Genomic DNA, 19,262 nt, shown 5'->3' on the forward strand with positions numbered 1-19,262 from the left:
GGAATTGAGGGGAAACGCGTTCCCGCGCGCGCCGCGCCCGCGCTCAGTCGAGCGCGATCGGGGAAGCGGGAAGCGGGGCGGAGGCGGCGGCGGAATCGCGGTTCACGCGCGGGGCGCCGAGGAGATCCGCCGCGGGCGCGGGAACGGAGTCGATCGCGCGACGGCGCGTGCGCCGCTCCCATTCCTCGTAAATGTCGTCGCTGAGATCCAGCGTGCTCAGGTCGATCGTCTCGCCGTTGACGACCCAGACCACGTTGCTGTCCGTGCCCATGTACACCAGCGCGACGTTGCGCCCGAAGCCGAAGCCGTCCAGATCGATCGCGCCGTAGCCGACGACCGCGAGGTCGCGCCCCGCGCGCACGTTCGCCAGCCGGGCGTAGTCGCCGGAAGAAACGACGCGCACGTCGCCCGTCTCCGCGATCGCGTTTTCGAGCTCGACGAGGCCCCGCGCGTCCAGGCGCAGATCGTTCTTCGCGTAGAGATTTTCCGCGACGAGCATGCCGTCCGAACGGATCGCGATCGAGCCCTTCAGCGCCGTCGCCGAGGAGACGTAGTTGTCCTGCGTCGCGAGGAAGATGTCCCCGCCGCCCGCGTAGAAATCCGTCTCGCCCGCGGCGAAGCGGAAATAGTTGTCCGCGCGCCCGATGCCGCCCTTGTCAGAATCGACGATGAGCAGCCCGCCCGCGGAAACGCTCGCGTCCGCGCCGGCGAGCACGACGTCGCCGTTCTCCGAATACAGGCACGCGGTTCCGAGCGCGGCGACCGTGCCGAGCGTGAGCGGCCCGTCGCCGACGGCGCCGACGTACACGTTGCGCCCGGTCGCGTTGAGCACGCCGCGCACGTCGATCTCCATGCCGGGAACGTCACTGTCCGCGCGGAGCTCGCCGACGTCGCCCGTCGCGCGGATCGTGATCGTCTCCGCGGAAATGCTCGGATCGCTGCCGTTCCCGCCGACGACGTCGCCGGCGGAGATCGTCACGTTCCCGTGCGCGCTCGAAATCGTGTCCACGACGAGCTTCGCCGAGCGGTTGTCGATGAAGACGTCGCCTTCGGTGAAGATCTTCACGCCGTTCGCCTCGCCTTCCGTTCCCGCGCGCATGTGGATGTTGAAGTCTGCGTCGGCGGCGCCGAGCTGCCCGGCGCGGATCTCGAGCGCGGTCGCGCGCACGTTCGTCGTGCCGTCCGTGCGGTAGTTCGCGAGCGTCTTGCCCTCCGCCGCGATGCGGACGTTCCCGCCGAGCACGTAATCGATTCCGACGACCTCGCGCGAGCCCGCGATGTTCACGAAGACGTCGCCCGCCGTGCGCGCGCCGAAGAGCGCGTCCGTGAAGCGGTATTCTTCGAACTCGACCGTCAGCGGCGTTTCCGCGCTCCCGATTTGACCGTAGGCGGCTTCGAGCGAAACCGAGCCGATTCCCCCGACGATCTTCGAATCCGCGTTCGCCGCGAGAATGCTGCCCGAAGTCTTCAGCTGAACGACGCCTCCGTACGCGTACGAGCCGACGTTCCCGACCGTGATGTCGCTTTCGGAGCCGATCCGCAGGTCGTAGGACGCCGACGCGTCGAGCACGCCGCTCGCCTCGACGTTCAGGTCTTCCGCGATGCGCACGGAGACGCTCAGGAGATTTCCCGCGTCGTCGAAGCGGTATTCCATGTCCTCGCGCGAGGCGGACGCGAGAATCTTCCGCTGTTCGTCGGTGAGGATTTCCGGGTCGCGCAGATCGATTTCCACGCGTTCTTTCGCGACTTTTCCGATTTTATTGGCGGAAATCGAAACGTTTTTGCCGACGACGTTCGGCGCCTCCCAGTCGAAGCGCGTGTTGACGGTCTCGTCCGTCTTCGAGACGCCGACGAGCACGGTCTTGAGCTGCGCCTCGGTGCAGCCCGCGCCCCTGCGGAGCTCGGCGCGCTCGGCGTCGCTCGCGGAATAGACGAAATCCTTGTCGAACTCGCCGCCGCCGTAGAGCGCGCCGAACTGCGTGTCGAGATCGGTCTTTTCGAGCGCGTCGATCGCCGCGTCATCGTAGCCGCGTTCCCGCAGCGCAATGCGCATTTCCGGCGAGAACGCGATCGCGTCGCCCTCGACCTTCCTTCCGTTCTCGTGCGCGGTCCAGTAGAGGAAATACTCGCCCGTGCGCGCGGTCTCGTAGTCCGACTCGGCCTCGGCGAGCTGCGTTTCGTCGAGCCGGGTGAGCCCGAGCGCGCGCCACGCGGAAAGCGCCTCTTCGTCGGCTTCCCAGGCGGAAACGCTTTCGTCGTTCCCGTCGTACACGCCGTAAACGCTGCCGAACGAAACGTCTCCCGTCTCGCTCTTCACGGAATCGACGAGGAACGAGACGTAAGGATCGGGCTCCCACGCGCCCGGCGCCGACATGCCGGAAACCGCAATGTCGCCGTACGCCCGGACGGAGAGCTTATACGTGCCGTAGCCGCCGTCCACGAGCGCGGAGACGCCGCCCTCGCGCGAGACGAGCGAAATCGCCGCGCCGTCCCTCCGCATGGCGAGCGCGCCGCCGTCGGAACTCCGCGCGACGTCGCCGCGCGCGTCGATCGAAAGGTCGCCGTACGCGACGACGCTGCCGTAGGCGACGCCGCTCGCGGGCGCGGCGATCGAAACGGCGTTCCCGCGCGCGTCGAGCCTGCCGCCCGGCGTCTGGTTCACGAAGACGTTCACGTCGCCGGCGGAGGCGCTCACGCCGATGTTCTTTCCGCGCAGGAGAGCCGATTCGCCGAGCGATTCGATCGAGCCCGAAGTCGAAGAAAGCGAGACGTCGACGTTCCCGTCGCCGCCGAGCACTCCCGCGACGCGGATGCCCGCGCCGCGCGAAGTCACCGAGACGCTTCCGGTCGCCGCGCCGACGAACGCGACGTTCACGGGAACGTTCGGATTGACGTTCTTGTACATGAACGCCGTCTGCCAGGCGCCCGAGCTCATGTAGTACTGCCCGCCGAGCATCGTGTCGAAGGCGAGCACGCCGCCGAAGCCGCCGAAGTCCGCGCCCGTGTTCGGCGTGAACGTCGAGACGTCGTCCGTCTGCGCGACGCCGTTCACCGTCTTCGTCACGACGCCGTTCAGGCGCGAGAACACCGTGACGTCGCCGGGGAGAAGCGCGGGGTTGCCCACGGAATCGTAGCCGACGACCCTGTCGCGGATGATGAGCTTGCCCTCGACGTCGGAGCCGGTTCCGAGCTCGTTCAGGTAAAGGCCGTAGGCGCTTTTGTTGTCCACGGAAATCCGCGCGTGACCGTCGAAGACGGAAATCGTCGCGCGCTTGTCCTCCGCGACGAGCTTCGTCGCGGAAACGGCGCCGCCGATGAAGGAACGCGGCGTCAGCTTGCCCGTTCCCGTGGAAACGACTTTGCCGACGAGCTCGACCGTGCCGCCGCGCGCGTCGATCTCCTCGACCTCCACGGCGTCGAGCCTCGCGTTGTACCACGCCTCGACGTTGCCCGTCGCGTTCGTGATGCGGTAGCGCTCCTCGCCTCCCGCCGCGTAGGACGCGCGCGCCTCTTCGACGGACGCCGCGCCGTGGAGCGCGAGCGTTTCCGGCACGACGAGCGTGTAGCGCTCCGTTCCCGCGACGATGTCGCCGTTGACGTCGATCACGTCGGCGATCAGCGTGACGTTGTTCGCGTGCAGCTCCGCGCCGCCCTGCGAAAAGCCGCCCGTCGCCTGGTCGTAGGCGAAGTTGCCGAACGCGTACGCCGAGAATCTTCCCGAACCGTCGTAGTAGGACGGCACGTTCAGGTAGAAATTGCCGCGCCCCGCGTCGATCGTCACGGAATCGGCGAGAATCGTCGCCGAAGTCTCGACGGCGCCGCCGCTTTCGTTGCGGACGAGCACGCTCCCGTAAGTGTTGACGATTTCGCCGCCGAGCGAAATCGCGGTCGCGCGTCCGCTCGCGGGCTTGCGCGCGACGATCGAGATTTCCGGTGCGGCGGCGTCCGCCTGCACGTCGCCGCGGAACGGAGCGCCGACGGACGTAAGGCCCGGCTGCGCGTCGGAAACGGAAAGCCCCGCGACGAACAGGTTCTTGTCGGAACGGTTTTCGACGGAAAGACCGCCGCTCCCGACGATGCGGATCCTGCCCGAAGGCGTCGGGTCCGGAGAGAACGCCGCGCGGTATTCCGGCGTGACGATCTTCACGCCGTGCGCGCCGGAGACTTCAAGCCCGGGGCGCACGCAGAACGCCTCCGCCGTGCGGTGTTCCGCGTCGATGCCCTGCTCCGCCATCGAGGCGCGCACGGCGGCGATCTGCTCGTCGTAGTAGCGCGTCACGGAGTCCGAGACGTCCGTCGAGGAGCCGGGGGATCTCTTCGCGGCGACGTATTCCGCCTTCGCCGCCTCGTATTCGGCGATCTTCGCGCTGTAAGCCGCGTAGAGGTCTGCCGTTCCCGCGGCGACGTATTCGCCCGAAACGTCCTCGGACTCGACGCGCGAGACGTTCCCGGCGTCGTCGAAGGCCGCGCGCGTCACGAAGATTTTTCCGTCCGCGTCGATGACGACGCCCGTGCGCGCGAGCGAATTGTCCACGGTCACGTTCCCGTCGATCTGCACGAAGGCGAACGTGTGCGCTCCCGCGACGACGCCGCTCTTCGCCTGGTATTCCTTCTGGTAAAAAGTCTTGTTCCAGTATCTGCCGTAGGCGTCGATCGCGCCGTCTTCGACGGCGATGTTCACGCCGCCGCCCGCGGTCAGGATTTCCGCGCCGCCGAGAACGGCGACGGAGTCGTTCAGCCTGAAATCGCCGATGCCGTCGCTGTACCACGTGGGAATGACGTTGTAGTTCCACACGTAGGCGGAACCGTGCACGGACGCGCCCAGATTCTTCGCCTGCAGATCGACGGACTTCGCGGCGATCTTCCCGGAGACGGCGACGCGGTTGTCCGCGGAGGCGTAGATGCGCGCCTTGCCTTCGACGTAGCCGGCGAAACCGGCGTCGCAGCTCGAAAGCGTCCTCGCCTGCAGATCGCTTTTCGACGCGGCCTGCGCCTTCACGTCGCCCGCGAACGAAATCAGCCCGCGGAGCCTGACGTCGTCGTGCTGCTCTGAGCGCATTTCCAAAGTCGCGCCCGAGCCGCCGAGCAGCGAGAATTTCGCGACGGAACGCAGCGCCTCGCGGACGCGCACGTCGCTCGTCGCCTTCACGGAGAGCGTTCCCGCGTCCGTCGCGGAATCGCCGAGCAGCTTGGTCGCCTCGTCGAACGAGACGTACGATTCGAAGACGCCGTTCCATTTCAGCGAATCGCCTTCCCCGGAGATAAGCCCGCCGAACGCGGAATCCGCGCCGTAGGAATCGTCGCCCGGGCCGTTGCGGAAAGCCGCGTTCGTCGCGAAATCGAAATCGTGCGCGCGCAGCGTCGAGCCGGAAGCCGTGATCGTCGCCGCGCCCTTCGTCGTCGCGTAGGACCTCACGCCGCCGAACGCCGCCGCGCCGCCGTGCGAAGCGTCGAGCTGCGCGCGCTGATCGACCGCGCTCTCGGCGGAGGCGGAAATCTTCGCCGCGGAAACGTTCGCCTTCACGAGGGCGATCGTCGCGTCCGAAGCGACGTGCGCGGTGGAGAAGACGCCCTGCGTGTCGAGCGCGCCGCCCGAGCCGAGTTCGGAAAGCGCGCGCGCGACGTCCGTTCCCGCGACGGCGAAATTCACCTCGCCGCCGTCCGCGCGCAGCGTCGCCGAACCGTCGGCGTTCCCGACGGAAAGTCTGCGCTTGAGGTCGATTTCCGCCGTCGCGTCCACGCCGCCCGCCGCGACCACGCCGCCGTGGTTCGCCGTGCCGTGGGCGCGGACGTAAGAATCGCCGCGCACGCCGAGAGAGATCGTTCCCGCCGAAAGGCGCGCGCCCGAAAGCGCTTCCGTCGAGAGCGTTCCCGCGAGCTTCGCGGTCGCGCCCGCGCCCTGCCCGCTGACGAGCGCGCCGCCCGCCGCGAACGCGTCCGCGCGCACTTCCGCCAGCGAAATCTTCGCGAGCGCGGAAATCTCCGCCGCCGTCTGCGTTCCCGAGACGACGACCGCGCCGCGCATCGTGTTCACCGCCTCGGCGAGCGACGTGCCGACCGCGAGCCCGCCGAAGTTCCAGCCGTCCACCTGCGAACGGATCTTTTCCCGCGCGTCCGTCGAGACGGAGATTTTCCCGCCCGCCGTCGTCGAGCCCGCCAGCGTCGCCAGAAGCGTGTTTTCCAGATACGAATTCGCGACCGTGCCTTGAATGCCGCCGATCGTTCCCGCGCCCGTGAGCGCGTAGACGAGGAAGTCCGCGTCGTCGGAAGCGACGACGTCGAGATCGCCGGAAAGCTCCGCGTTCTGCGCGTAGGACGACGCGACGACGCGCCCGCCCTTGCTCACCTGGGAAACGACGGCGGAGACGTCGCCGCCCGAGACGGCGATGCCGTAGCCTTCCGCCGTGAGGCCGAACTTGTCGTTCGCGCGCACGGAAACCGAATCCGCCTTCAGCGTCGAGACGTTGCCGAGCACCGCCGCTTCCGTCAGCGTGTCTTCCGCGGAGACCTTCGCGACCGTCGCCGTGTTCCCGCCGAGCTGAAGACTGCCGCGGAACGCCTTGATCTTGTTCCGCGCGACTTCCGTCTCCGCGTCGAGGCTCAAATTGCCGCGCAGTTCGGCGGAATCCGCCGCGAAGAGCGCGCGCGTGCTCGTGGAAAAGTCCGCGAGCGCGACGTTCGCGCCCATCCCCGCGAGGGACGCGTTCACGTCGCCCGTCGTCGAAAACGCGTCGATGAAGTCGTGCGCGACGACGCGGACGTCCCGCGCGTCGGCGATCTTCACGCCCTCGCCGATGCGCGCGAACGTTCCCGCCGCGCCCGTCTGCGAAGAAAGCTCCGCGAGATTTTCGCCGATCCGCGAGAGCGCCTCGCCGCTCTCCTCCTGCGCGCCCGCGAACGCCTTCCGCACGTCGTCCGCCATGCCGGAGCCGACCGTGATGAAGTTGAGCGCCGCCTGCAACGTGACGAAGCCGCCCGCCGCGCCGACCGTGACCGCGTAGAAGTCGCGCCTCGTGTCCGCCTTGACCGCGACGTCGCCGCCGACGGAGACGTCCGCGTTCCCGCACAGCTCGGCGCGCGTCTCGCCGTAGGAGGAAAGCACGTCCACGGCGGCGGTGACCGCCGCGCCGTAGTTGAAGTTGACCGCGGCGGCGCCGTTGCCCTGGTAGAAAGCCTGCTCCGTCTTCGCGTCGATCGTGAGGGCGCCCGCGAGCGCGAGATTCCTGCGCGCGCCGTCCCCGCCGTCGAAGAGCGCGCGCGTGTCCGAAGTGATCGTGCCGACGCCGACGCTCGCCGCGCCCGCGAAATGCTGCCCGATGCTCGCCGAAATCAGATACGAGGCGACGCGGTGATCCGCGTGCGCCGTGATCTTCAGATCGCGCGCCGTCACGTCGCTGCGAAGCGCTTCGGCGGCGGTCGTGTTGTTGATGTTGGAGACGCCGATGCCCGCGGCGAGCGCGCCCGCGGAAATGCCCGCCGCGCCCGCGCCGAGCGCGACCGTCTTGCCGCCGCTCTCTTCGCCGACGACGGTCTTGTCGTCCGCGTTCAGCGAAACGTCGCCCGCCGTTCCCGCGTTCACGGCCGAATCCTCGAGCGCCGCGCGCGTCGTTCCCGAAATTCTGTAAACGGCGATGTTGCCCGCGCCGCCGACGCTCACGCTTCCGCCCGCGGTCACGACGATCGCGCCGAAGAGGTCGTCCGTCGTCGCTTCGAGATTCACCGCGCCGAGCACGGTCGAATTCTTCACGACCGCGCCGACGTCGTGCTTGCCCGAAAAGACGCTCGCGTAAACGCCGATACCGACGCCCGACTCGCCGAGACTGACCGCGACCACGCCGCCGTAGATACCGCCGAGCATCGTTTCCGTCGCCTTGCCGGAAAGCAGCCCGTCCACGAGCGAGCGGTCCACGAGCACGTTCGCGTGCGCGTCCACGGTCGCGACGGCGACGTTCACGTCGATCGCGCTCCCGCCGAACGCCAGCCCGCCGGAGACGAGATAGATCGCCGTGTCGGTCTCCGAATCCGCCGCGAGCGCCGTTTTCGCCGCCGCGACGTTCGCGCCCTCGACGGTCGTTTCCGCCGTGCTCTTCATCGTGTCCACGACGACGGAGACGCCGACGCCGAGCTTGCTTTCCGCGCCCGCGAAAAAGATTTCGCCGCCGTAGAAGCGGATCGTCTCGCGGTTCAGCGAGCCCATCGAAAGCGTTCCCGCCTCAAGCGCCGAATCTTTCAGCAGCGCGCGCGCCGCCGAGGAAATGCTGTTCACCGCGATCGAGCCTTCGACGCCGACCGAACCGCCGGAAATGCCGACGCCCGCCGCGACGCTCTGAATCTCGGAGACGTTTTCCGCGACGATCGACGCCGCGCCCGAGAGGACGAGCTCGGAATTTTCGACGCGCGCGACCGCGTCGCCGCCGACGATGTTCACGCCGATCGCGACGCCGACGCCGCTGCCCGTCGTCAGGCCGAGCGTTCCCGCGCCCGCGTAGATCGTCGCGGCGTTCTTCGCGGAAAGGGAAAGCGTTCCCGCCGCGCCCGAATCTTCCGCGCGGAGCGTCGCGTTCTTCACGTAGGCTTCGAGGCGCTTTTCCTCGATGCCGTTCACGCCGACCGCGCCCGCGACGTTGAACGTCGAGGCGTCGGAGCCCGAATTCACGGAAATTCCCGCCGAGGCGGCGACCGCGACGACGCGGTTCGCGTTCACCGCGGAGACGGAGACGTCGCCGTACGCGCCGTCGGAGCGCAGTTTCTGCACGAGCGCGACGTCCTGCACGAACGCGCGCAGGTCGTTGCGGATGAAGTTCATGCCCGCCGCGCCCGCGACCGTGACGCTCGTCGAGGCGGACGTCGTGTTCGCCGCGAGCGAGCCGACGCCGCCGTAAATGTCCATTTCCTCCTTCGCGGAAACGTCGAGCGAGCGCAGCGTGACATTGGACGCGAGCTTGCCCGAGCCGAGCACGTAGGCGAGCGTCGTCAGCGATTCGCGGTTGTAGCCGATTTCGCCGGAAATGCCGACGCCCCAATTCGCGCCGCCCGCCGCCTGTCCCTGCGCCGCGCCGCCGTTGTTCACCGCCGCGACGCCCTGCGCCGCGCCCGCCGCGTTCCCGTTCTGCGCCGCCGCGACGCCGCCGTTGCCCGGATTCGCGGGAGCGTTCGCCGCGACGCCGTTGCCCGCCGCGCTGTTTTTCGTGACCGTTCCCGCCGCGCCGACCGCGAAGTGCCAGCCCGTGTTTTCCGCCGTCACCGACGCGTCGCCGAGCGAGAGCGTTCCCGCCGCGAGCGAACTCGCGGGAACGTCCTCCGCGTCCGCGTCGAAGATTTCGCCGACGTAGGCGCGCACGTCGCTCGCCGCGTCCGTGATCGCGACGCCGATGCCGATCGCCGCCTTTTCCGCCGTGGAAAATTCGCCGGAGACGTTCACGACCTTGCTCGAATTCTTCGCGGAAATCTTCGTCGAGCCGGAGACGTTCACCGTCGCCGCGCCGCTGAGCCCCGCATAGACTTTCGCGTCGGCGGAGAGCTGCGAATACGAGCCCTCGGCGATGATCTGCCGCCCGGACGCCGGCATCGACGGATAACCCGAAACGATGTTGCCCGCGCACACGATCGAGACGTAGCGCTGGCGGTTGTCCGCGGCGATCTTGAGATTCTTCGCGTCGATTTTCGCCGCGCCGACTTCCGCGCGCACGTCGGAATTGAAGACGTCGATCATCACGCCGAGCCCGCCGCCGTTCTTCGCTTCGACGGAATCCTGCACCATCGAGTCCACGGAATCCTGCACGCCCTTCGCCGTCACGGAGACCGTTCCCGCGGTTCCGCCGCCCTGGTTGATCAGCGCGCCGTCCTCGATCGTCGCGTGCGCCGTGTTGCCGCGCACCTTCACCTGCACGTTCCCGGCGACGCCGACGCCGCCGAGCCCGCTTTCCGTGCCGCCGTCCGTCTTCTGCGTCGAAGCCGAGCTCGAATTGCTCGAAGAGGCGACGAATCCCATGTAGGAGCTCGGGAGGAACATGCCCGCCTTGATCTTCATCTCGCCGCCCTTGATCGCTTTTTTCAGCGCCGCCGAACCGACTTTCTTCGCGACGCCGTCCACGTATTTGTGAAGCATGTCCACGAGCCCGCCGTAGCTGAGGCTTTCGCCGGTGAAGAACGCGGCTTTCCAGAACGGCATCTTGCTGACGGAGTTGAGCACGAAGCTCTTGGTCGCGTCGATTTTCGCGCCGCCCTTCACGGTCGCGTCCGCCTCGTCGGAGGCGACGAGCACGTTCACGCCGAGAGCGAGCCCGTTCTCCTTGTCGTTGTAATACGGGTCCGTGGCCTTGTCGTTGTATTCCGTCGATTCGATGTCGGCGGAAACGCCGCTCTTGGCGTTCGCGGAAACGCTCGAGGAAATCGCGATGTTCCCGCCGGAAAGCTGCGCCGCGACGCCGGGCGCGGACGTTCCCGCGGGAACGATCTGCTCGCCGACGACGATCTCCGAAACGTTGTCGACGACGCCGACCGAAAACGCGCCCGAGAACGCGAAATCGACGGTCTGATTCTTCGCCCCGTCCATGTAGGAATTGGCGTTGCCCTGCGCGGCGTTCGCGACGTTCCGCGAAGCCTTGCTGAAGATGCCGGAAATCGCGCCGTGCAGCGCCTCCGAAATCATCGCGGGCTGCCAGCCCAGCGTGCCGCCGACGCCCGTCGAGGCGCCCATGTCCTCCGAACCGGAAATCGACGACGAAATCGCCATGTTGCCGGCGGAGACGACGTTCCCGTTGATCTTCACGGAATTGTTCACCGTCGAGACGCCGATCGCGCCCGCGACGGAAATCGCGCCGTTGTCCAGCGACGTCGCTTCCGCGGCGACGGAGAAGCTCTTGTCCGTCGTCGCGGCGATCTTCATGTCCAGCGCCTCGGCGGCGGGAACGGCGAAGCCCGCGCCCTCGACGAAGGCGCGGAAATCCGCGTCGAGCGCGAGCGCGGAAACGTCCGTGAGCGCCGTCGAACGCACGGTCGCGCCCTTCGCGATCGAAACGTCGCAGTCCGTGCTCTGCACGCCGAGCGCGAGCGAGACGTCGTATTTGAGCGCTCCCGCCCACTGTCCGAAAAGTTCCTTGTTGTAGACGGCGGACGCGGCGGAGGCGCAGTCCGTCTTCATCTGCGAAAGAATCGCGACGCTTTCCCCGCTCACGGTCGCGCCCTCGCGGACGTCCACGAGCGACTCGCCCCTGGCGATCGCGAGCGAGATCGCGCCGCCGGGCGTCGTCATCATCGCGTGCGAGCGCGATTCCGCGCGGGCGAGCAGCGTCGCGTTCCCGTGCGTCGATTCGACGCGCGCGTTCCTGCCGACGACGACCTTCGCTGTCGCGTTCACGTAGCTGAACGGGAGCACGTCGCGGAACGTCTGCGAATCCGTCGGGAACAGGCTCGAGTCCGTCACCGTATTGAAGACTTCGCCGATCGACGGCCAGATCGTCTCGTACCAGACCGCGCCGCCCCTGCCGCTGAGCTTCTCCTCGATGCCCGAGAACGCCTCGGTCGTTTCCGTCAGAGAACGGTCGGAAAACGCGAGCGCGAAGACGTTCACGTTCCCGCGCGCCTGCACGACGGCGCCTTCGCCGATTTCGACCTTCGCCTCCGGAAGCGCCGTGAGGATCACGTTGCTCGACGCGTTCGCGAGCAGCAGGATTTCGCCCGCGTCCGCGAAAATTTTGGAGTTTTTCTCGAGCGTGATTTCCTGCGCGCAGACGAAGACGTCGCCCGTGCGCGCCCGGATCGTGACGCCTTCCGCGAGCGTGAACGTCTTGTCCGCCTTGTAGGAAATCGTCACGTCGGAAATGTTGTCCGTCTCGACGCGGATGTGCTTGCCCGTGATCGTCGCCGCGCCGTCGAGAATCTCTCCCGCCCAGTCGAGATCCGCCGCCGCGCTGAGCCGCGTCTCGTGCGCCGTGATCACGGCGGAGTTCTTCAGCGAACCGTCGGAATAAATGGAGACGACGCCCGTCGCCGCGTCCGCCGTGATCGTCGGATTGAACTCCACCTGCTCCAACGCCGTCGGCGGCAGAATTTTGTCGAGCACGGCGACCGAAAGCGCCATCGCGTTGAGATCGACGTCGCCGTTCGCCTGAATCGTGACGTTGCGCCCGCTGAGCCGCGTGCCTCTGAAGCCGGTGAACAGTTCGGAGACCCAGCCGAGCGCGCACTTGTCCGCGGAGACGGAGCCCTTCGCGAAGATCGCGAGGTCGCCGCCCGTCGCCGAGAGCTCCGCGAGCAGCAGCGTGACGTCGCCGCCCGCCGCGACCGCGAGCGTTCCCGCCGTCGCTTCGACGCGCGAGCCCGTGTCCGCGCGGAATTCGTCGCCCGAGCTCAGCAGAATTTTTTCCGCGGAAATCCTGACTTTGTCCGAGCCGCTGAACGTGCTCCCGAGCACGATCGCGCCGTCCGCGGAAACGACGAGCGTCTTCGCCTCGACGGCGGATTCGCCGGCGAGCGTGAAATTGCCGCCCGCGGAAACGACCGCGTCCGCGTTCGCGCCGGAAATCTTCGACTTGTCGTCGAGCGCGACGTTCCCGCCGGAAGCGATTTTCAGCGACGCGCCCGAGGCGGAGACGTCCGCGTAGGCGAGACTCGCGTCGCCGCCGCTCTTCGCCGAGAGCGTTCCCGCGGCGGAGAGCGCGGCGCGCGCGTCGGAATCGCCCGCGAGCTTCGCGTTCCCGCCGACGTCGATGTCGATTTCCTGCGCGGAGACGCGCGTTCCCGCCTCCTGCGTGTAGTCGCCCTCGCCGCGCGCGACGAAGTTTTTCCCGGAGGAAGCGGCGTCGATCGCGCCAGATTTTTCGACGCGGATCGCCTTGCTCGCCGAAAGGAAGACGCCCGCGCCGCGGAGCGCGTCCGCGCCGCCGTCGTCGCGCAGGTTCACCATCGCGCCCGCCGCGGGAGCGAGCGTTCCCGCGACGGAGACTTCGGAGCCGTAGGCCGCGAACGCGCGGACCTTGTCGAGGCGCGCCTTGACGGAGATGAGCCCGTCGGCGGAGATCGGCACGTCGCCCGCGAGCACGGCGGCGGTCTTGGCGTCGGAAATCGCGCCGTCGGCGGCGATCAGCTCGTCCATGAACTCCTTGGTCGGCGTCATCAGCAGCAGCGAGCCGGTGTTCACGACCGCGCCCGCGCCGACGGCGATGCCGTTCGGATTGAGGAAGAAGACGTTCCCGGCGCCGAGCGCGCCGTCCTTGAAGGAATTGAGAATGCCGTCGATGCTCGTCTTCTTGTCGCGGACGAGATTGATGAGATTCGACGTTCCCGTGGGCAGGTAGAGGTTGACCGTCGCGCCCGAATCGACGTCGAAGCGCGAGAACGAATTGAAGGCGTTTTTGCCGCGCGCGGTCGCGGTCGAGACGTTCCAGACGCCGCCGTTTTCGGTGACGGAGGTCGCCGTGCGGCCGTCGGTCTCGATCATTTTCGCGGCCTCGGCGAACGCCGCCGTTCCCGCGAACGCGAACAGCGTCATCAGGGAAATTTTCACGGAAGATTTGACTTTCAGATTTTTCGTCATGGAGATGTCCTCCTCGTTTCGGTCGTTAAATTGTTTTTCGGGAACCCGGGAACAGTCCTTTACGGAAATTTTTCAAAACTTCGTGTCCGTTCGTGTTCATCCGCGGTCCCGTTTTTTTTCGTTTCAGAACTTCGCCTTGAGCGAAAAAAGCAGCTTGAAGGCGTCCTCGCCGGCGCGCTCGTAGGGGTGGTCGGCGAGTAGCCACGCGCCCGTCAGGTCGGCTTCCCAAAAGCGGTCGGCGGCGACGCGCAGCCCGAAGCCCGTGCTGTAGATCGGGCGGCGAAGCCCGCTCCCGCCCTGCCGCGCGTCGTCGAAGACGCGGCCGTAGTCGAAGAACACGAACGCGCGCGACGTCGGCAGGCTGCGCAGGCTCAGCGGCGTCTTCGTCAGGTCGCAGCCGAGCTCCGCCGAGGCGGAAAAGCCCTTCGCGCCGCAGAGAAAACTGCTTTCGTAGCCGCGCACGGAATAGATGCCGCCGAGCTGAAAGGATTCCGACGAGGGAATTTTGTCCTGGTCCGCGGACCAGCCGCCGTCGAAGCGCACGCGGTCGTAGAGCGACCCCGGGAGCTCGTTCTCCGCCTCGGCGTAGAGCTCGAAGTAGGTGTATTTGTCGGAATTGCCCGAAATGTTGAAGCCCTGCGTCGCGCCGATTTTGGAATAGACGTGCCCGCCGTCGAAGAACCACAGCAGGTCCGCCTCGGCGCAGAGCGTGTCCGTGTCCGATTTCTGGATGCGTTCGCCGGAGACGAGCGATTCGCCGCGCTTCGTCGTCGCCGTGAGCGTGAGGTTCGAGATCAGCGTCTCGGAGACGAAGAGCGGCACCTTCACGCCCAGAAACGCATCGTAGTATTTGCCCGTGAGGTCGATGTCCCTGAGCTCGCCGTTGACGATTTCCGTCTTGGAGAAGTCCCCGCCCGCGAGCAGGTGCACGCCGCTCAGCCCGGGCACGGGAACGTCGTAGCTCGCGAAGAGGGATTTGCTGCCTTCGGAGAGCACGCCGCCCGCGCAGAGCGTGTCGCGCCGCCCCGTGACGCTGCGCCACACGCCGTAGGCGCCGCCGCGCAGCTCGCCCGTCGCGTAGTTGCCGTAGTTGTCCGTGAAGATCGCGGCGGAAAAGCGCGGCGGCTCGACGAGGATTTCCTCGACGGAGCTCGTGCCGTAGCGCGAGCCGGGCGCGAAAGCGATGCGCGCGGCGACGTCGTTCGTCGCGTTGAAGCGCAGCAGCCGCGCGTGAAAATCGTCCATGTTCACGAGGTCGCCAGGCTCGATGCCGATCTGGCTCTTGACGAAGCCTTCGCGCGTCGTCGCGTTCCCGCCGACGGTCACGGCGTCCACTTCCGGTTCGAGCAGGCTCACGACGAGCGCGTTCCCGCGGATCGCCGCGAGCGCCTGCGCGACCGCCAACCCGCGCGCGGCGTAGTTGCGGTTGATCGCGTCGAGCCAGCGCCGCAGCGCGCCGACGGAGACGTTCCCGCGCGGGAGCATTTCGCGGAAGGCGTGCAGCTCGTCCTGCGAAAACACGCGCGAGGGCGTCGAAAATTCGACGGCGGCGATGAGGAAGGTTTCGCCGTCGTCCACGTCCTGCGGAGCGCCTTCGGCGGACGTCGCGGAATCGGGCGCGGCGGCGTCGCGCTTTTCCCGGAGATTGCGGATGCGCGCCTCGCGCTCGGCCTCGCGGCGTTCGTCGCCGATCGCGCGCGAAACGTTGGCCGCCTCGCCGCCCGCGGCGGAAACGGCGAGCGTTCCCGCGAGCAGTAGCGCGGAAAAAGCGAAAGGAAGGCAGAGAGTGAAAGACTTCATTTTTTATTTCCTCCGTCTGCGGCGCATCGCCGCGAACGCGAGCGCGGCCGCGCCCGCCGACAGACCGAACGCCGACGGCTCCGGAATGAACGTCAGCGCGGCGTAAATTTTCGTCGTTTTGATGCCGGCGGCTTCCGTCGTCGCCTTCGTGAAAACCTTGCTCGCGATCCGGTCCGCGCCGTTCCCGGAAAAGGAAACGACGTCGAACGCCGCGTTCAGCGCCGTTTCGTCGGCGTTCGTCAGCGTTTCACCGCCGACGACGATTTCGACGACGTCCGGCGTCGCCGCGTCGGCGTCCTCGATCCACGAAAAAAGCCCGAAATTGCCCGTTCCCGCGCCCGCGGGAACGACGGACTCGGCGAGCGAAAAGGTCAGATCCGACGCGTTCGCGATTTTCACGCTGCCGCCGGTTCCCGTGCCTTTGTCCGCGAAGACCGCCGTCGTTCCGAGCGCGAGCGTGAGCTTCGCGCCGCTTTCGACGACGAAGGAATTGTCCGTTCCCGAGTCGAAAACGACGTGCGCGAGCGTCCACTCCGCGCCCGCGCCGACGGTCGCCTTCGCGCCGTCCTTCAGCGTCAGCGTCGCGCCGTCGTAAGTCCAGCTTCCTCCGGAAATGCTCACGCCGGCGGGCAGTTCTTCGGCGAACGTTTCCGCCGCGGGAACGAGCGCCAGAGCGGCGGCGAGCGCGGCGAAGCGCGCTCCTGCGGAGGCGCCTTTTTCACGGTGTTTCGAGATTTTCATTTCCTGCATATTGTAATGACAACGAACGAAATCGAAAAATCTTAAATTTTTCTGAAAAATTTTTCGGGAACGTCCGCTCGCCGCGCGTCCCCGCGCCCTTTCCGTCCTTTTGCGGACGCGCAAGACGCGGGCGGGGCGACGCCTCCGCCGCCCCGTCCGCCGCTCTCAGAACGTGTATTTGTAGCCGATCGAGAACATGTGATAGTTCTGCGCCTCGACCTTCAGCTTGTCGCCGGTGGGACCGACTTCCGGACGCGCCGTCGAGCCGACGAAATCGTAGCCGACCGTCACCGCGTGGTGCGCGTTGAACGCCCATTCCGCGCCGACGCCAGCGCCGTAGAGGAAGCCGACCTCGCTCTCGTCGTATTTTTCGTCGATCATCTTGTCGTCGCCTTCGACCCAGAGATAGCCGAGCCCGACGCGCGCGCCCGCGAACACGGAAAAATGCTCCGTCGCCTGCCAGCGCAGATTCGCGCCGACCGCGAGCTGCGCCTCGACGACCGACACCTTTCTGTCCTCATCGAGGACGCCGTTCCAGTAGGTTTCGATCTCTTCGGAGCCGCTGCCGAAGCCGACGATGCCGAAGAATTCCGGCGTCAGTCCGGGCGCAAGCTCCAGCTCGGCGTTCTTCAGCGTGCAGCGCAGATTGACGCCGCCGATGTCGATCTTGTCGAACTCGGTTTCGCCTTTGACGATGTCGCTCGTCGGCGTGCCGTAGAAGGCTTCCGCGCCGAGCGAGACCGTCCACGGCGAGGACGCCGTTCCGGGAAGCGCCGCGTCCTGCGCGAGCGCGCCGACCGCGGGAACGATTGAGGCCGCCGCGACCGTCGCGGCGAGCAGCATGTTTTTGGATGTCTTGATCATGGTTTTGTGCAGTTTTTGGTGAACTCGAAAAAAGGTTTTCTGCAAGTATAACGAACGAACCCGCAAAATCTTAAATTTTTTTTGAAAAATTTTTTCGGGCATGAAAAAAGGCGCTCCCGCGGGCTGCGGGAACGCCTTTTCGGAGAAACGGGAACGCGCCCGCCTCACTTTGCTTCGAGGACGCCGATTTCGGCGGCGGAGACGTGGTTCTTCTCCAACGCGCGCGTGCCCGTGAAGCGGAAGTAGCGCGCGTTCTGCGGCGGGAACGCGATCGTCTGCTCGATCGGGTTGGCGCGGAGGTTGCCGAATTCGCCCTCGGCGACCTGCCTCCAGCTCTTGCCGTCCGCGCTGAGCTCGAATTTGTAGCGGTCCGTCATGCCCGCGAACGTTCCGTCCTGGCGCGGCAGGTAGGTGAACGCGCGAAGCTTGAGCGACTCGCCCATGTCGACGACGATCGACTGCGGCGGGCGCAGCTCCTGCTTCATGTGCGTGTGCCAGAACGTGTCCGCCTTGCCGTCGATCGCCGCCTTGGCGTTCGTTCCCGCGGGCGCGCTCACGATCTTCCATTTCGTCTTGGGGACTCCGGCAGTCATCAGCGGCGCTTCCGCCTTTTTCAGATTCAGTCCCGCGGGAAGCTTGAAGAGCGAAAGTTCGGAAATGCACGGGCACGCGGCGGCGCTCGTGATGCGCAGGCGCACGCGTTGCGTCGTCACCGGCTGCGGCAGCACGAGCATCGCCTGCACGCCGATCGTCTGTCCGGAGACGACTTCCTGCCACTTGCCGCCGACGTCCGCGTCGAGCGCCCAAGCGTCCACGCGCTGACCGAGGCGGATTTCCTCGCGCACGCGCACGACGTCGAACGTCGCCTTCTGCGGGAGCGTGACGACGGCGGAGGCGGCGGTCGTCTTGTCGTTGGTCGTCCAGTACGTGTCGGGATCGCCGTCGGTGAGGAACTGCGGGCCGAACGCCGCGGGAAGGTTTTTGCGGACGGTGCGGGATTCCGCCTTGCCGCCGCGCGCGAAGTCCTTTTTGTAAAGCAGGTCGCGGAGCTTCTTGAACTCGAGGAGCGCCTTGACGTCCTTCGGGTCGAGCTTTCCGGACTTGTCCGGCGCGAGGTTGAGGATGAGGTTGGCGCCGCGGCCGACGCAGTCGAACCAGACCTGCATGAGCTGCTCGGGCGATTTCGCGGGCGTTCCCGGATGCCAGAACCAGCCGCCGCGGTTGATCGGCGTGTCGCCCTCGGCGGGCACCCAGCGGTCGCCGCCGCGGATGCCGTGCGCGGAAACGACGTGGCGGCATTTCTCCTTGCAGCTCGCGGGATGCGCGGAGCCCGTCTGTTCGGGATTCTGCGTGCCGACCGTGTGCCAGTGCGGATAGCCGACGTGGCCGCCTTCGGAGCCGCCCCAGCGCGCGTCGCCGTAGTGCGAGGCGCCCCAGACGATGCAGTTCGGCTGCATCTTGCGGATGTTCTTCACGATCTGTTCGAAATTGTAATACTTGTCCGCGCCGCCGGGCGTGTTGCGGCGTTCCCGCGCGCCGCCGTAATAGCCGTCGCCGCCGTTCGCGCCGTCGAACCAGATTTCGAAGACGTCGCCGTAATTCGTGAGCAGTTCCTCGATCTGACCGTAGTAGGCCTTGATGTAGCCGTCGCGCCCGTATTCGGGGTGATTGCGGTCCCACGGCGAAAGGTAGGTGCCGAACTTGATGCCGTGCTTTTTGCAGGCGGCGGCGAATTCCTTGACGACGTCGCCCTTGCCGTTCTTCCAGGGCGATTTTTTGATGCTGTGCTCGGTCGTCTTCGTCGGCCAGGAACACCAGCCGTCGTGGTGCTTGGCGGTGTAGATCATGCCCGTCATGCCGCCCGCCTTGAAGGTCTTGACGATTTCGTCGGCGTCGAAGTTCTTGGGATCGAAGAGCGACTCGCTTTCGTCGCCGTAGCCCCATTCGCGTCCGGTGAAGGTGTTGAGACCGAAGTGCGTGAACGCGTAGAATTCCATGCGCTGCCACTGCACCTGCGGCTCGGTCGGCGTCGCACCGTAGGGTTTCGGCGCGAGCGGATGCTGTTTCGGGAGCGGCGTCATCCCGGGAACGGGAGCGGCGACGAGCGCCTGCGCGCCCAGAAGCGCGAACGCGGCGGCCGGAAGCAGGCGCCGGAAGAACGATTTCGACGGGGAGAAACGATTCTGCAACATAGTGCCGCGGATTATCCACACGCGCCGAAAAACCGCAACCGAAACTTGCGCGGGAACGCGTCTTTTCGAGCCTGCGTCCGCGCGGCCGCCTTGCCTCATAATAAAAGACACCGAAGAGAAGGCGTTGA

Annotated in this window: 5 protein-coding genes; all 5 read right to left on the reverse strand. The window is 66.8% G+C overall.

All coding sequences use genetic code 11. The features are described 5' to 3' along the window. Positions 1-43: 43 nt before the first annotated feature. The 5 genes from ACQREB_RS08060 to ACQREB_RS08080 all read right to left on the reverse strand — a co-directional run bounded on the left by ACQREB_RS08060 (position 44) and on the right by ACQREB_RS08080 (position 19,134). Positions 44-13,537: a leukotoxin LktA family filamentous adhesin gene (locus ACQREB_RS08060; protein ID WP_427767491.1), complete on the reverse strand. Its 13,494-nt coding sequence runs from the start codon at positions 13,535-13,537 to the stop codon at positions 44-46. A gap of 123 nt (positions 13,538-13,660) precedes the next feature. Continuing rightward, on the reverse strand, positions 13,661-15,337 hold the full coding sequence (locus tag ACQREB_RS08065; RefSeq protein WP_427767494.1) for a ShlB/FhaC/HecB family hemolysin secretion/activation protein: 1,677 nt from the start codon (positions 15,335-15,337) through the stop codon (positions 13,661-13,663). 3 nt (positions 15,338-15,340) lie between these two features. Beyond that, on the reverse strand, positions 15,341-16,078 hold the full coding sequence (locus ACQREB_RS08070) for a hypothetical protein (RefSeq protein WP_427767496.1): 738 nt from the start codon (positions 16,076-16,078) through the stop codon (positions 15,341-15,343). A gap of 165 nt (positions 16,079-16,243) precedes the next feature. Then, the gene (locus ACQREB_RS08075; protein WP_427767499.1) at positions 16,244-16,942 is read right to left on the reverse strand and encodes an outer membrane protein; all 699 of its coding nucleotides are present in this window, start codon (positions 16,940-16,942) and stop codon (positions 16,244-16,246) included. Between the two features lie 164 nt (positions 16,943-17,106). Beyond that, positions 17,107-19,134, reverse strand: coding sequence for an alpha-L-fucosidase (locus ACQREB_RS08080; RefSeq protein ID WP_427767502.1), 2,028 nt, complete (start codon positions 19,132-19,134; stop codon positions 17,107-17,109). Positions 19,135-19,262: the final 128 nt, after the last annotated feature.

The sequence above is a fragment of the Candidatus Spyradosoma sp. SGI.093 genome (genome assembly GCF_050314555.1).
Lineage (GTDB): Bacteria > Verrucomicrobiota > Verrucomicrobiia > Opitutales > UBA953 > Spyradosoma.